Origin of the sequence: Pseudomonas sp. C9-3 (assembly GCF_032392015.1) — a bacterium.
GTDB lineage: Bacteria > Pseudomonadota > Gammaproteobacteria > Pseudomonadales > Pseudomonadaceae > Pseudomonas > Pseudomonas nitroreducens.
On record NZ_CP135919.1, the window covers coordinates 43,693 to 56,935 of the forward strand.

Below are 13,243 nucleotides of genomic sequence, written 5' to 3' on the forward strand. Positions count from 1 at the left end.
TTCAAGGAGACTCGAGGATGCGCGACCAGCTCTACATCAACGGGCAGTGGGTCAGGCCGGACCTGGGCGGCCGCTTCACCAGCTACGACCCCGCCACCGGCCAGCCGCTGCGCGAAGTACCGGCGGCCACCGAGGAAGACGTCGACCACGCTGTGCGCGCGGCGCGTACCGCGTTCAATCGTGGCTGGGGGCAGAGCCGCGGCAGCGAGCGCGCCGAATGGCTGGAAGCGCTGGCCGGCGAGCTGGAACGCAACCAGGACTCGTTGGCCGAACTGGAAGTGCGCGATAACGGCAAGCCGTTGCCCGAGGCGCAGTGGGATGTGGCCGACGCCATCGGCTGCTTCCGCTATTACGCTGAGCTGGCGCGGGAGCTGGACGAGCGCCAGGACCAGGCTCTGCCACTGCCCGACGAACGCTTCCGCTGCCGCATCCGCCAGGAGCCGGTGGGCGTGGCCGGGCAGATCATCCCCTGGAACTACCCGCTGCTGATGGCGGCATGGAAGGTCGCGCCGGCTTTGGCGGCGGGCGCCACCTGCGTGCTCAAGCCGTCCGAGCTGACGCCGCTGAGCGCCCTGGAACTGGCCGCCGCCGCAGATGCCATCGGACTGCCGGCCGGGGTGCTGAACGTGCTGCCGGGGCTGGGCGCGGAGGCCGGCGGGCCGCTGAGCCAGCACCCGGGCGTGGACAAGCTGGCCTTCACCGGCAGCGTGCCGACCGGCTCGCGGATCATGTCGGCGGCGGCCCAGGACATCAAGAACGTCAGCCTGGAGCTGGGCGGCAAGTCGGCGTTCATCGTCTTCGATGACAGCGATGTCGAGGCGGCGGTGGAGTGGATTCTCTTCGGCATCTTCTGGAACCAGGGCCAGGTGTGCAGCGCCACCTCGCGCCTGCTGGTGCAGGAGGGCATCGCCCCGCGCCTGATCGAGCGGCTGGTGGAAGCGACCCGTGCGATCACCATCGGCAACGGGCTGGAGCCGGGCGTGCTGCTCGGCCCGCTGGTCAGCCAGGGGCAGTACGAGAAGGTGCTCGGTTTCGTCGACAAGGGCCGCGCCGGCGGCGCCCGCCTGCTCACCGGTGGCAAGCGTCCCGCGGGGCTGGAGCAGGGCTGGTTCATCGAGCCTGCGATCTTCGACGAACCGGCGGAGGATGCGCTGATCTGGCGCGAAGAAATCTTCGGCCCGGTGCTCTGTGTGAAGCGCTTCAAGACCGAGGCCGAGGCCCTGCGCCTGGCCAACGACAGCCGCTTCGGCCTGGCCGGCGCGGTGATGTCCGGCGACCCGCAGCGCGCCGCGCGGGTGGCGGACGGGCTACGTGCGGGGATCGTCTGGGTCAACTGCTCGCAACCCACCTTCACCCAGGCGCCCTGGGGCGGCATGAAGCACAGCGGCATCGGCCGCGAACTGGGTGTGTGGGGGCTGGAGAACTACCTGGAGGTGAAGCAGGTGACCGAGTACATCTCCGACCAGCCCTGGGGCTGGTACCTGAAGTAAGGGCATCACTGTAGGAGCGAGCTTGCTCGCGAATGGATACTCCCGGTCATTCGGGTGTTTCGGCCGGGCTTCGCCCCTCTCCCTGAAGGGAGAGGGGCTGGCGCGAATCCAGCACTCAATCGAGGTTATGCCCGATCCGCCAGAGCACGCCGCTCGGGTCGTGCAGGGTGAAGTCGCGCATCTTCCACGGCTGGTCTTCCGGCGCGCCAAGGCGCACGCCGTAGCGTTCGGCGAGGCCGGTGTCGCGCACCTTGGCGAACCAGGCGTCGGCGTCCTCCACCAGCAGGTGCAGCATCAGGTTCTCGGCGAATTCCTTGACGTAGTAGTTCTGCAGCAGGAAGGCGCAATGGTCGCCGTGGTGGAAGTAGGCGAGCTCCTCGGAGCTCCACGGCGAGTTGAAACCCAGGTCCTTGTAGAACTGCTGGGAGAGTGCGAAATCGCGGGCGGGGACGAAGACTTTCAGTTCAACGCTGGCAGTGCTCATGTGCAACCTTCCTGGTAGTTCGTGAGCAGGCTTTCGACGGTCGGGACGGAGGCCGCCTCTGGCGGGCGGCTGGCCGCGAGTCTAACTCAGAGCTTGCGCTGCATGTAGCGATGGCTGGAGACGCCCGGCAGCGTCGAGACCCGCTCCACCTGCACCTCGAAGCCGAAACGTTCATAGAGCGCCTGGGCCTTGGGATTGGCTACCGAGACATCCAGCGCCGCCATGGGCAGGCCATTGCTGCGGCCGATCTGCAGGAAGTGCTCGATCAACTGGCTGCCCAGCCCCTCGCCACGAAGGTCCGGCGTGACGCCCAGGTGCGCGAGGTACAGCGTCCTGCGCGGTGGCGGGCAGATGATCCTTTCCAGTTGCAGGCCGCGGCGGATGACTACGGGCGCGGCCAGGCCGAAATAGCCGAGAATCTGCCGCGTGGCTGCGAGCATGTAGCCCAGCGTCACCTCGCCGCCGAACACCGTGCCGGCGGCCACGACGTTACCGTCCTGTTCGCCGACCCAGTGCTGGCGCCAGCCGAACTGCCCGCCGCCCTGGACGAAGGCGTAGCGCAGGAAGTCCTGCGCGCTATTGCGGCCGGGGCGGGCGAAGGCATAGTCGAAGGCGTCGGGGCCTGAGCTGTAGATCAGCGGGATGGCGACGTCGACATCATCGGGGCGGGCGCGGCGGAAGGTCAGCGGCATGCAGGCGACTCCAGGGTGGGAGTCGAGAATCTAGCACTATGGTTCCATAAATTGCAGCGCTCAGCCTTGTGCTTGGAGCCATTGCAGTGCGCCAAGCCCGGCCGCGTGGCCGCTGGCGAAGCAGGCGGTAAGCAGGTAGCCGCCGGTGGGCGCTTCCCAGTCGAGCATTTCGCCGGCACAGAACACGCCCGGCAGCGCCTTGAGCATCAGGCAGTCGTCCAGCGCCTCGAAGGTCACGCCACCGGCGCTGCTGATGGCTTCGTCCAGTGGGCGGGTGCGCACCACGGTCAGCGGCAGCGCCTTGATCAGGGCGGCGAGGCGTTGCGGGTCGGCATAGTCGGCGGCTGTGGACAACTCGCGCAACAGCCCGGCACGCACGCCGTCCAGCCCCAGGCGGCCGCGCAGATGGTTGGCCATGGACTTGGAGCCGCGCGGCTGCGCCACGGCCTTGGCGACCTGCTCCAGGCTGCGGCTGGGCAGCAGGTCCAGGTGCACCGTGGCGCTGCCGGACTGCTCGATGCCTTCGCGGATACCGGAAGACAGGGCATAGACCAGGCTGCCCTCGATGCCGCCGGCGGTGACCACGAACTCGCCCTGGCGCGGCGTGCCGCCGGGCAGCGAGAGGGCCACCGGCTTGACCGGTGCGCCAGCGAACTTGTCGCGGAAGAACTCGCTCCAGCCTTCCACCTCAAAGCCACAGTTGGCCGGGCGCAGCGGCGAGATATCCACCGCGCGCTCGGCCAGCAGCGGTACCCAGGCACCGTCCGAGCCCAGGCGCTGCCAGCTGCCGCCGCCGAGGGCGAGTACTGTGGCGTCCGCCGTCACGCTGCGTTGGCCTTGCGGCCCTTCGATCAGCAGCGCGCCGTCGGCGTCCCAGCCCAGCCAGCGGTGGCGGGTGTGGATGACCACGCCGGCTTCGCGCAGGCGCTTGAGCCAGGCCCGCAGCAGTGGTGCGGCCTTCATGTCGGTGGGGAAAACCCGGCCGGAGGTGCCGACGAAGGTCTCGATGCCCAGGCCATGGATCCACGCGCACAGCGCCTGGTTGTCGAAGGCGTCGATCAGCGGCGCCAGGGTTTGCGCGCGCTTTCCGTAGCGCAACAGGAACGGCTCGCGGGGCTCGGAATGGGTGATGTTCATACCGCCCACGCCGGCCAGCAGGAACTTGCGCCCGACCGAGGGCATGGCATCGAACAGTTCCACCGTCACCCCGGCGCTGGACAGGACTTCGGCCGCCATCAGGCCAGTGGGGCCGCCGCCGATGACGATGGCGGTACGGGAGGCGAGCGGGCGGGAATCGGTCATGCAGAAGGCCAGGCGAAGAGTGCGGGAAAAGGCGCAATTCTAGCGCAGCAGCACTGCGCGCCGGTTGCTCATTTTTTGCCCAGTTTTCCCGGAGCCTGCGCAGGCGGGGGCGTCGAGCGCTTTCCCGCAGGTTATCCACAGGCCGTTCCACAGCCATGGTGGAAAACGTTGGCCGCGGCATATTCCGAGGAGGTAGCCAGTATCGTACAGCGCGCCCTGATCCCCAGATGGTAGGCGTTACGATAATTCTGACAGCGGATCGAGATTCCGCCGATGTTGGCGCTTTTGTGAATCCGTCAGCATGCGGACCTCTTGCAACCTTGGTCCGATGGTCGATGAAAGTTCGTGATTACCTTCGCTCTCATGAGGCCCACCTTTGGGTGGAGGGCAGTGACACCCGCGTGCGCGTGAATGGCCTCGACATTGTCATCCGCAGCCTGCCCAGCGAGGAAATTCGCACTCTGCTCAATGAGGCGGTGGCCCACATGGTGGTGCGCCTGAACAAGAACCTGCAGGGTTCGAAAGTGAAGTTCGAGCAGCGTGTGCTCGAGTTGCTGTCGATACAGGTCGCGCTGCACAACCTCTATGTGTTCACCAACTGGAGCCGCCTGTTGCCGCGCTACCTGCAGTTCGCGGGGCCGCTGCGCGCCCAGGAGCTGCTGCAGCACCATGTACCCGAACAGGTGATGCGCTTCTGCGAGAAGCACTACGGTGAGGATTGCCGTTTGCGTGCCGGTGCGTTGCTGGGCTTTTCGGCCAACGAGCTGGCGCGTTGGGAACAGCAGCGCCTGCCCTCGCGCATGGACACCAACAACTCGCGCTACCGGGCCAACTGAAGCTCGCGCGCTACCCGCGCCGCGCTGTGGTGCAAGATGCCATGGCGTCGGGCCAGCGCGTGGCGGTCCTTGTCGTAGCCCCCGCCGATCACGCCGACCACCGGAATATCGCTGGCCAGGCAGCGGCGGATGACGTGCTCGTCCCGCGCTGCCAATCCCGCATCGGTCAGCTGCAGATAGCCCAGGGCATCGTCCTTGTGCACGTCCACGCCGGCGTCGTAGAGCACGATGTCCGGCTGGTACAGCGGCAGCAGGTAGTCCAGCGCCTCCTCCACTACCTTCAGGTAGTCCGCATCGCCCAGGTGCAGCGGCAGGGGAATGTCCCAGTCGCTCTGCGCCTTGCGCGCAGGGAAGTTCTTCTCGCAGTGCAGTGACACGGTCACCGCGTCCGGCACGTTCTCCAGGATGCGTGCAGTGCCATCGCCCTGGTGCACGTCGCAGTCGAAGATCAGCACGCGATTGGCCTTGCCGCTTTCCAGCAGGTAGAGGCTGATCACGGCAAGATCGTTGAAGATGCAGAAGCCCGAGGCGTGGTCATGATGCGCGTGGTGCGTGCCGCCGGCCAGATGGCAGGCCAGGCCATGTTCGAGCGCCAGTTCGGCCGCCAGCAGCGAGCCGCCGACCGCACGCACGGTGCGCCGGGCCAGCGCTTCGCTCCAGGGCAGGCCGAGGCGGCGCAGTTCTTCGCGGCTCATCTCGCCGCTGCAATAGCGCTCGATGTAATCGCGGTCGTGGGCCAGGGCGAGGATATCCACAGGGCAGAGTTCCGGACGCAGCAGCTCGGCGTCGCTCACCAGGGCGCTGTCCACCAGGTGGTCGCGCAGCAGGCGGAACTTCTCCATGGGGAAGCGGTGATTGTCCGGGAAGGGCGGACTGTAGTCGTCGTGGTAGACCAGGGGCAGCGGCATGGCGACAAGGGTACGCCGAGCTCGTGCACGGACGAAAGGGCCGGCATGGCGCCGGCCCTTCTGGATCAGCCTTCGTTGGAGAGGGCGGTGTTGCGTTGCGCGCTTCGGCTGGTGACCACCGAGACCGACCACAGCACGAAGCCGCCGATGGCCAGCAGGCTGCCGACCCAGCCCGGCGAGGTCCAGCCGAAGCCGGCCGCCAGGGCCAGGCCGCCGAGGTATGGGCCCAGGGCGTTGGCGAAGTTGAACGCCGAATGGTTCAGCGCCGCGGCCAGGCCCTGGGCGTCTTCGGCGACGTCCATCAGGCGGGTCTGCAGCACGGTGCCCAGGGCGCCGCCGAAGCCGACGAAGAACACGCAGATGGAGATGGTCCAGATGTTCCCGGCGGTGAACGGGAAGATCGCCAGCACCACCGCACTCCACACCAGCAGGCCACCGGCGGTGGGCATCACGGCGCGGTCGGCGAGTACCGGGATGAACAGGTTGCCCAGGGTCATGCCGATGCCGAACACCGCCATCACCAGCGGCACGATGCTCGGCGAGACGTGGGTGACGGCGCCGAGGATGTCGGCCAGGTAGGTGTACACCGCGAACAGGCCGCCGAAGCCGATGGCGCCGATGCCCAGGGTCAGCCAGACCTGCCCGCGCTTGAGCGCACCCAGCTCGCGCAGCGGGCTGGAGTCCGGCTCGGCGGGCGAGTAGGGCGCGAGCAGGCGCACGCAGATCATGGTCAGCACGCCCAGTGCCGCGACCAGGGCGAAGCTCCAGCGCCAGCCCACGGCCTGGCTCAGCCAGTTGGCCAGCGGCACGCCGATGATGGTGGCGACGGTGAGGCCGAGGAACATCCGCCCGACTGCCACGGTGCGCCGGTGCGGCGGCACGATGGAGGCGGCGGCCAGCGCGGCGATGCCGAAGTAGGCGCCGTGGGGCAGGCCGCTGATGAAGCGGAACAGCAGCATCCAGTGGTAGGTCGGCGCCAGTGCGCTGAGGCCATTGCCGACAGCGAACAGCGCCATCAGCAGTACCAGCAGGGTACGACGCGGCAGGCGCGCGCCGAGCACCGCCAGCAGCGGCGCACCGACCACCACACCCAGGGCGTAGGCGCTGATCACGTGGCCGGCGGTGGGGGCGTCGATGCCCAGCGCCGGGGCGAAGTAGGGCAGCAGGCTCATGGTGGCGAATTCGGTGGTGCCGATGGCGAAGCCGCCGACAGCAAGGGCGAAAAGCACCAGGGCCGTACTGCGTTGCAGTCCGGTGGTGGAGGTCGTCATTGGGTTTCCTTGGTCTTTTTGAGGTGCGCCGTGGCGGCGCGGCTGTCTGCGAGAGCACGGTCAAGGCAGTGACCGACAGCGAAGGTAGGAGAAAAATACCAGATGATGGCGCTCGTTGCTGAATCGATTGCGCCTGGTCTGACGGATTGCCGCCTACAGGTCCGTGGGCGGGTATCATGGTCACCTTTACCGACGCGTGATGCCGACCATGGATATCCCGAGCCTGACTACCGAGCGCCTGCTGCTGCGCCCCTGGCGCACCGAGGACCTTGCGCCCTTCGCCGCGTTGAACGCCGACACACAGGTGATGCGCCATTTCCCCGCCTGCATGAGCCGCGAGGAGAGCGACCTGCTGGCCGCGCGCATCCTCCAGCATTTCGACGAGCATGGCTTCGGCCAGTGGATAGTCGAGCGCCGCGAGGATGGTGCGTTCATCGGCGTGCTCGGGCTGGCGCGGGTGTCCTTCGAGGCGGCCTTCACGCCCGCAGTGGAGATCGGCTGGCGCTTCAACGTCGCCTACTGGCGCCAGGGCTATGCCTTGGAAGCGGCCCGCGCCGCGCTGGATTTCGCTTTCGAGCAGTTGCAGCTGGAGGAAGTGGTGGCCTTCACCGTGCCGGCCAACCTGCCGTCCCAGGGCTTGATGCAGCGCCTGGGGATGATTCGCGATGAAGCCGGCGACTTCGAGCACCCGCGCCTGCCGGAAGGCCACGCCTTGCGCCCCCATGTGTTGTACCGGATTTGCCGCCCATGAAGCCGGAAGACGGCGTGCGCGCCTACCACGAACTGAGCAGCCATCGCCCGGAGCGCTTCGCCCCCGGCCCCGGCCAGCTCGACTGGGCGACCCAGCCGGCCGCCTTCCGCCGCTATGCGGGGGCGCGCTGCATCGAGTTGCTGCACCGGCCGCAGGAAGAGTCGCCGGGGTATGACGGTGTCTTCGCCGGCCCCATCGGCCAACCGGCGCCACTGAGCCTTGTCAGCGTTTCGCAGCTGCTCTACGACAGCCTGGCGATCTCGGCGTGGAAGGAGGCCGGCGGCAACCGCTGGGCGCTGCGGGTCAACCCGTCCAGCGGCAATCTGCACCCGACCGAGGCCTATCTGCTGCTGCCCTCCGGCGCTGTGGATAACGCTGCGCTGCTGGTGCACTACAGCGCCGACGAACACGTGCTGGAGGTGCGCGCCGAGCTGCCCGCGCCGCTGGCCAAAGCCTTGAACGATGCGCTGCCGGCGGGTGGTTTCCTGCTGGCGCTGGCGAGCATTCCCTGGCGCGAGGCCTGGAAGTACGGCGAGCGCGCCTACCGCTACTGCAATCATGACCTGGGCCACGCGCTGGCCTGCCTGGGCATCGCCGCGGCGATCCAGGGTTGGGAGGTGCGCCTGTTGCGCGGCATTGCCGAATCACGGCTGGATGCGCTGATCGGTCTCGACCGTGAAGGCTTCAGCGAGCATGAGTTCGCCGACGCACTGCTATGGATCGGCCCGGCGCAGCCGGCCGAATTCCCATTGCCCGACTCACTGCTCAAGGGCCTTGCCGAGTTGCCGCTGGACGGCACGCCCAATCGTCTGTCCCGCGACTATCGCCACTGGCCGGAGCTGGAGCGCGTGCACCATTTGTGCCGCGCGCCCGCGTTGCCCGCCGGCCAATGGAGCGCCGCGAATGCCGATCCCGCTGTGGATAACCCCGGCCTGCCGTTGCGCCCGATTCTGCATCGTCGGCGCAGCGCGCAGTCCATGGATGGCCGCAGCGGCATTCGCGCCGAACTGCTGTATGCCTGGCTGCAGCGCTTGATGCCGGAGCGCTCGCCCGTGCCGTTCGCTTGCACCGGCGAGCCGGCGCGTGTCGACCTGCTGCTGTTCGTCCACCGCGTCCAGGGCCTGGAGCCGGGCCTGTACTGGCTGGGCCGCAGTGGTCGCGAGGCGGGGGGGTTGCGCGAGGACTACCTGTGGCAGCCGGTGGCGGAGAGCGGTGTGCCGCTGTACCGCCTGTTGTCCGGTGATGCACGCGGGCTGTCGGCGTTCCTGTCCTGTGGGCAGGACATCGCCAGCGACGGTTGCGTCGCCTTCGCCATGCTCGCCGACCTCGGCACCGTGCTGACCGTGGGCGCCTGGACTTATCCGCGCCTGTACTGGGAAGCCGGGCAGGTCGGCCAACTGCTCTACCTGGAAGCCGAAGCGGCGGGCCTGTCGGGCACCGGCATCGGCTGCTATTTCGATCCGGCAGTACACCAACTGCTGGAAGGGGGTCCGGACTGCCCGGTCAGCCTCTATCATTTCACCATTGGCCGCGCGGTCTGGGATGAACGGCTCACCAGCCTTCCCGCTTATCCGTCGCCACGCCGACTCCCACTTCAGCAAGACCGCAATTGAGGAAACAACGCGCATGACCCAGATCCTGGACAACCTGGTGGCTCTGCTGAGCCTGGAACAGATCGAAGAGAACCTGTTCCGCGGCACGAGCCAGGACCTCGGGTTCCGCCAGCTCTACGGCGGGCAGGTACTCGGCCAGGCGCTGTCGGCGGCCAGCCAGACCGTCGACCCGGAGCGCCATGTGCACTCGATGCACGGCTACTTCCTGCGTCCGGGCGACGCCAGCAAGCCGGTCGTCTACCAGGTCGACCGCGTGCGCGACGGCGGCACCTTCAGCACCCGCCGCGTCACCGCGATCCAGAAGGGCCAGCCGATCTTCGCCCTGAGCACCTCGTTCCAGACCGACGAGGAAGGCTTCGAGCACCAGATCACCATGCCCGAGGTGGTCGGCCCGGAGAACCTGCCGACCGATCAGGAGCTCAAGAAGCGCAGCGCCGCGCAGTTCCCCGAGCGCATTCGCGACAAGCTGCTCTATCCCAAGCCCATCGAAATCCGCCCGGTGACCGAGAACGACCCTTACGACCCCGAGGTCGGCGAGCCGATCAAGTACCTCTGGCTGCGCGCCGACGGCAAGCTGCCGGACGTGCCGGCGCTGCACAAGTACATCCTCGCCTATGCCTCGGACTTCGGCTTCCTCACCACCTCGCTGCTGCCCCACGGCCGCTCGGTGTGGCAGAAGGACATGCAGGTCGCCACCATCGACCATTCCGTGTGGTTCCACCGCGACCTGCGCGCGGACGAGTGGCTGCTCTATGCGATCGACAGCCCCTGGGCCGGCAATGGCCGTGGCTTCGTGCGCGGCAGCATCTTCAACCGTGATGGCCAGCTGGTCGCTTCCTCGACCCAGGAGGGCCTGATCCGCCGCCGCGAGGACTGGGCATGAGGCTTGGGGATATCCGTCATTGGGTGTTCGACATGGACGGCACCCTGACCCTGGCGGTGCACGATTTTCCGGCGATCAAGCGCGCGCTGGGGATTCCCCAGGAGCACGACATCCTCACCCACCTGGCCGCGCTGCCGGAGGATGAGGCAGCGGCCAAGCACGCCTGGCTGCTGGAGCACGAGCGCGAGCTGGCGGTGGCGTCCAAAGCGGCGCCGGGTGCGGTGGAACTGGTGCGTGCGCTGCATGCTGCGGGCTACCGCCTGGGCATCCTGACGCGCAATGCCCACGAGCTGGCGCTGATCACGCTGGCGGCCATCGGTATTGGTGACTGCTTCCTGACCGAGGATGTTCTCGGTCGTGGCGAGGCCGACCCCAAGCCAAGCCCGGATGGCCTGCTGCGCCTGGCCGCGCGCTGGGACGTGGCGCCGCAGAAGATGCTGATGGTCGGCGACTACCGCTTCGACCTCGACTGCGCGCGTGCGGCTGGGGCGCACAGTGCGCTGGTGAATCTTGCTGAGAATCCCTGGCCCGAGCTGACCGACTGGCACGCGCAGGACTGCGCGGAGCTGGGGCGGATGGCGGGGGTACTGGTTTAATCCGCTGCTTGCGAGCGGGCTCCTGCACCGGGCCGCCGTGGATGTCTGCCCGTGCGCGATTGGGCATCGCGGATGAATCCGCTCCTATGGTGGCCTGATTGGCATCGGTGCTGGGGCTCCTCCCCTCACCCCAGCCCTCTCCCAAAGGGAGAGGGGGCCGTTCGGCGTTGCCGGGGGGCACGGCGTTCGCCGGACGCCAGGTCAGTTCCCTCTCCCTCCGGGAGAGGGTTAGGGTGAGGGGCCGCCAGGCCGCTTTTCTTACAGCTCCGGCGTCCAGGTTACCGCCAGCAGTGCGGTACGGCCTGGTTCGCGGTAGGGGCGGGCCTCGCCCATGTAGTCGCTCGGGCTGGTCGGGCGCAGGTAGTCGCCGAGGGTGTAGTCGCGGTCCAGGGCGTTATCCAGCTTCAGGTCGAAGCGGACTTCGTCGCTGGCCAGCCAACTGGTGCGCAGGTCGAGCACGCCGTAGCCGGAGAGTTCGCGGGTGTTGGCCGCGTCGTCGTAGCGCTGGCTGACCGCGCGCCAGGTGCCGCCGACGCCGAACGCGCCGAACTGGCGATCCAGATCCAGGCTCAGGGTGCGGCGGGCACGGTAGGGCAGGGTGTGGCCGGTGTCGCGGTCGCGCGGGTCGATCAGACTCAGGCCGAGCGCGGTCTGCCAGCCCAGTACTTCGCGGGCAACGCTGGCCTCGAAGCCATTGATGCGCGCCTTGTTGATGTTCTCCGGCTGGTTGCTGGTGCTGTCCCAGGCGATCAGGTCGTCGACCTCGGTGCGGTACAGCGAGGCTTCCAGGTGCGTGCCTTCGATGTCGCCGCGCCATTGCAGCTCGTAGGTCTTCGAGGTCTCGGCCTTCAGGTCCGGATTGCTCGCGCCGGGGTAGTAGAGGTCGCTGAAGGTCGGTGCGCGGAAGCCTTCGCCGTAGCTGGCGATCCAGGTCTGGTTGTCGCCGACCGGCAGGCTGAAGGCGGCGTTCCAGCTGTTCTGGCTGCCGTAGGCCTGGTTGTTGTCGTGGCGGATGCCCAGCTCGGTGCCGAAGTTGTCGCCCTTGAAGCTGTGCTGGGCGAAGAAGGCGCGGTTGCTGCGCTGGTCCTCGGCGAAGTCGGTGCTGCCGTCGACCTTGTCTTCGTACCAGTCGGCGCCCAGGGCCAGTTGATTGGACTCGTCCAGTTGCAGTCGGTTGATCCAGCTCGCCGAGTGGCGGGTGGTTTCCAGCGTGCCATTGTTCCAGCTGTCGGCCGCGCCCACGGCCTTGTTGCGGTCGAAGCTGCGGCCCAGCTCCAGGCGGCTGTTCCACATGTTGGTGATCTGGCCGTCGAGATAGGCGCTGTAGCTGCTGACGCGGAATTCGTCGCGGGGCGAGCCCGGCTCGAAGTTGTAGGCGTCGTCGTACTCGTTCTTGCCGCGCTGATCGTTGAGGTTCAGGCCGGCCTTCCAGTCGTCGCTGAAGCGATGGTCCAGGTTCAGGTGCACGGCCTTGTTGCGCTGGGCGTCGTGGTCGTTGTCGGCGCCGACGTTGTCGCTGGTGCGGTCCCAGCCCTGGCTCTCGTCCAGGCTGCCGCCGAGGTTGTAGCGGGTCTGCTCGTTGCCGCCGGAGAGGCTCAGGCTACGCTCGAAGGTGTCGTGGCTGCCGGCGGCCAGGCGGACTTCCGGGTGCAGGCCGGCTTCGCCGCGGCGGGTGAAGATCTGGATGACGCCGCCAATGGCGTCGGCGCCGTACAGCGCCGAGCGCGGGCCACGGGTCACTTCGACGCGCTCGATGCTATCGATGCTCAGGTAGTCCAGGCGGGCAATGCCGCTGCTGGCCGAGGCGATGCGCTGGCCGTCCACCAGCACCAGGGTCTGCGCGGTGCTGGTGCCGCGCACGGAGTACGAGACCACGCCGCCGGAGCTACCCATCTGCACGCCGGGTACACGGGCGAGCAGGTCAGGGACGCTGCGCACCTGCAGGCGCTCGATGTCGGCGCGGGTGAACACGCTGTTGGCCGAGGTGGCTTCGGCGCGCGGCTGGGCCTGGCGCGCGGAGGTGATCACCTGGTCGGAGAGCCGGTAGATGTCGTCGGCGGCGAACGCCAGGCCGGGCAGCAGGCTGGTGGCCAGGGCGAGTCGGGTCAGTTTCATGGAGCGTCCTCAAAAGCGGGCGGATGACTTTCGAGGAGGGCGTGGCAAGGGCGGCAGGCCGCACTTGACGGTGCGGCCCTCCGCAACACCTGTCGGGGCGTGTCGAGGGCGGTCTCCGGGCTGCCGACGTCACATCGCCGCCTTCCCACAAGAGCAGTGGCCATGGCGATGCTGCGCTCCCTGGGGGAGTGCGTCGGTTACCGTTGCGGGGGCAGCGCAGGTCTTTCACCTGCTTCCCGTTACCTCGAACGAAAACGGGCGCACCTTAGTAGGTGCGCCCGTGGCTGGCAATACTCAGGACG

General features: G+C 67.9%; 12 protein-coding genes and 1 riboswitch. Of the genes, 6 read left to right on the top strand and 6 right to left on the bottom strand.

Going from position 1 to position 13,243, the window contains the following annotated elements; genetic code table 11:
- Positions 1 to 17 precede the first annotated feature (17 nt).
- Complete coding sequence (locus tag RS899_RS00215) at positions 18 to 1,490, top strand: aldehyde dehydrogenase family protein (protein WP_315808794.1); 1,473 nt, start codon at positions 18 to 20, stop codon at positions 1,488 to 1,490.
- A gap of 115 nt (positions 1,491 to 1,605) precedes the next feature.
- Here RS899_RS00215 and RS899_RS00220 read toward each other — a convergent pair whose 3' ends face one another.
- The 3 genes from RS899_RS00220 to RS899_RS00230 all read right to left on the bottom strand — a co-directional run bounded on the left by RS899_RS00220 (position 1,606) and on the right by RS899_RS00230 (position 3,968).
- Positions 1,606 to 1,974, bottom strand: coding sequence for a VOC family protein (locus RS899_RS00220; protein ID WP_315808795.1), 369 nt, complete (start codon positions 1,972 to 1,974; stop codon positions 1,606 to 1,608).
- An 86-nt stretch (positions 1,975 to 2,060) separates the two neighbouring features.
- On the bottom strand, positions 2,061 to 2,666 hold the full coding sequence (locus tag RS899_RS00225; RefSeq protein WP_315808796.1) for a GNAT family N-acetyltransferase: 606 nt from the start codon (positions 2,664 to 2,666) through the stop codon (positions 2,061 to 2,063).
- A 60-nt stretch (positions 2,667 to 2,726) separates the two neighbouring features.
- Positions 2,727 to 3,968 (bottom strand): TIGR03862 family flavoprotein, encoded by a 1,242-nt coding sequence (locus RS899_RS00230; protein ID WP_315808797.1) that lies wholly within the window; start codon positions 3,966 to 3,968, stop codon positions 2,727 to 2,729.
- A 335-nt stretch (positions 3,969 to 4,303) separates the two neighbouring features.
- Between RS899_RS00230 and RS899_RS00235 the strand changes: the two genes are divergently transcribed.
- Positions 4,304 to 4,804, top strand: coding sequence for a hypothetical protein (locus RS899_RS00235; protein WP_315808798.1), 501 nt, complete (start codon positions 4,304 to 4,306; stop codon positions 4,802 to 4,804).
- Here the strand turns inward: RS899_RS00235 and RS899_RS00240 are convergent.
- On the bottom strand, positions 4,789 to 5,712 hold the full coding sequence (locus RS899_RS00240; RefSeq protein ID WP_054906823.1) for a histone deacetylase family protein: 924 nt from the start codon (positions 5,710 to 5,712) through the stop codon (positions 4,789 to 4,791). The two genes, RS899_RS00235 and RS899_RS00240, sit on opposite strands and share 16 nt — an antisense overlap.
- Before the next feature lie 65 nt (positions 5,713 to 5,777).
- Positions 5,778 to 6,983, bottom strand: coding sequence for an MFS transporter (locus tag RS899_RS00245; RefSeq protein ID WP_315808799.1), 1,206 nt, complete (start codon positions 6,981 to 6,983; stop codon positions 5,778 to 5,780).
- Between the two features lie 208 nt (positions 6,984 to 7,191).
- Between RS899_RS00245 and RS899_RS00250 the strand changes: the two genes are divergently transcribed.
- Genes RS899_RS00250 through RS899_RS00265 form a run of 4 tightly spaced genes read left to right on the top strand, consistent with a single transcriptional unit; the run spans position 7,192 to position 10,826 of the window.
- A complete protein-coding gene (locus RS899_RS00250) occupies positions 7,192 to 7,734 on the top strand; it encodes a GNAT family N-acetyltransferase (protein ID WP_315810492.1) in 543 nt (180 codons plus the stop codon).
- Positions 7,731 to 9,347: a nitroreductase family protein gene (locus RS899_RS00255; protein WP_315808800.1), complete on the top strand. Its 1,617-nt coding sequence runs from the start codon at positions 7,731 to 7,733 to the stop codon at positions 9,345 to 9,347. The genes RS899_RS00250 and RS899_RS00255 overlap by 4 nt, the downstream gene beginning before the upstream one ends.
- A 13-nt stretch (positions 9,348 to 9,360) precedes the next feature.
- Positions 9,361 to 10,230: an acyl-CoA thioesterase II gene (gene tesB / locus RS899_RS00260; RefSeq protein WP_054906827.1), complete on the top strand. Its 870-nt coding sequence runs from the start codon at positions 9,361 to 9,363 to the stop codon at positions 10,228 to 10,230.
- Positions 10,227 to 10,826: an HAD family hydrolase gene (locus RS899_RS00265; RefSeq protein WP_054906828.1), complete on the top strand. Its 600-nt coding sequence runs from the start codon at positions 10,227 to 10,229 to the stop codon at positions 10,824 to 10,826. The genes tesB and RS899_RS00265 overlap by 4 nt, the downstream gene beginning before the upstream one ends.
- A gap of 258 nt (positions 10,827 to 11,084) precedes the next feature.
- Here the strand turns inward: RS899_RS00265 and RS899_RS00270 are convergent, their stop codons facing one another.
- Complete coding sequence (locus RS899_RS00270) at positions 11,085 to 12,941, bottom strand: TonB-dependent receptor domain-containing protein (RefSeq protein ID WP_315808801.1); 1,857 nt, start codon at positions 12,939 to 12,941, stop codon at positions 11,085 to 11,087.
- A gap of 89 nt (positions 12,942 to 13,030) precedes the next feature.
- Positions 13,031 to 13,234: riboswitch (cobalamin riboswitch) on the bottom strand.
- Positions 13,235 to 13,243: the final 9 nt, after the last annotated feature.

Excerpts from the sequence above, each read along its gene's own strand:
- RS899_RS00215 (WP_315808794.1), top strand. The coding sequence starts at position 18 with ATGCGCGACCAGCTCTACATCAACGGGCAGTGGGTCAGGCCGGACCTG.
- RS899_RS00220 (WP_315808795.1), bottom strand. The coding sequence starts at position 1,974 with ATGAGCACTGCCAGCGTTGAACTGAAAGTCTTCGTCCCCGCCCGCGAT.
- RS899_RS00225 (WP_315808796.1), bottom strand. The coding sequence starts at position 2,666 with ATGCCGCTGACCTTCCGCCGCGCCCGCCCCGATGATGTCGACGTCGCC.
- RS899_RS00230 (WP_315808797.1), bottom strand. The coding sequence starts at position 3,968 with ATGACCGATTCCCGCCCGCTCGCCTCCCGTACCGCCATCGTCATCGGC.
- RS899_RS00235 (WP_315808798.1), top strand. The coding sequence starts at position 4,304 with ATGAAAGTTCGTGATTACCTTCGCTCTCATGAGGCCCACCTTTGGGTG.
- RS899_RS00240 (WP_054906823.1), bottom strand. The coding sequence starts at position 5,712 with ATGCCGCTGCCCCTGGTCTACCACGACGACTACAGTCCGCCCTTCCCG.
- RS899_RS00245 (WP_315808799.1), bottom strand. The coding sequence starts at position 6,983 with ATGACGACCTCCACCACCGGACTGCAACGCAGTACGGCCCTGGTGCTT.
- RS899_RS00250 (WP_315810492.1), top strand. The coding sequence starts at position 7,192 with ATGGATATCCCGAGCCTGACTACCGAGCGCCTGCTGCTGCGCCCCTGG.
- RS899_RS00255 (WP_315808800.1), top strand. The coding sequence starts at position 7,731 with ATGAAGCCGGAAGACGGCGTGCGCGCCTACCACGAACTGAGCAGCCAT.
- tesB (WP_054906827.1), top strand. The coding sequence starts at position 9,361 with ATGACCCAGATCCTGGACAACCTGGTGGCTCTGCTGAGCCTGGAACAG.
- RS899_RS00265 (WP_054906828.1), top strand. The coding sequence starts at position 10,227 with ATGAGGCTTGGGGATATCCGTCATTGGGTGTTCGACATGGACGGCACC.
- RS899_RS00270 (WP_315808801.1), bottom strand. The coding sequence starts at position 12,941 with ATGAAACTGACCCGACTCGCCCTGGCCACCAGCCTGCTGCCCGGCCTG.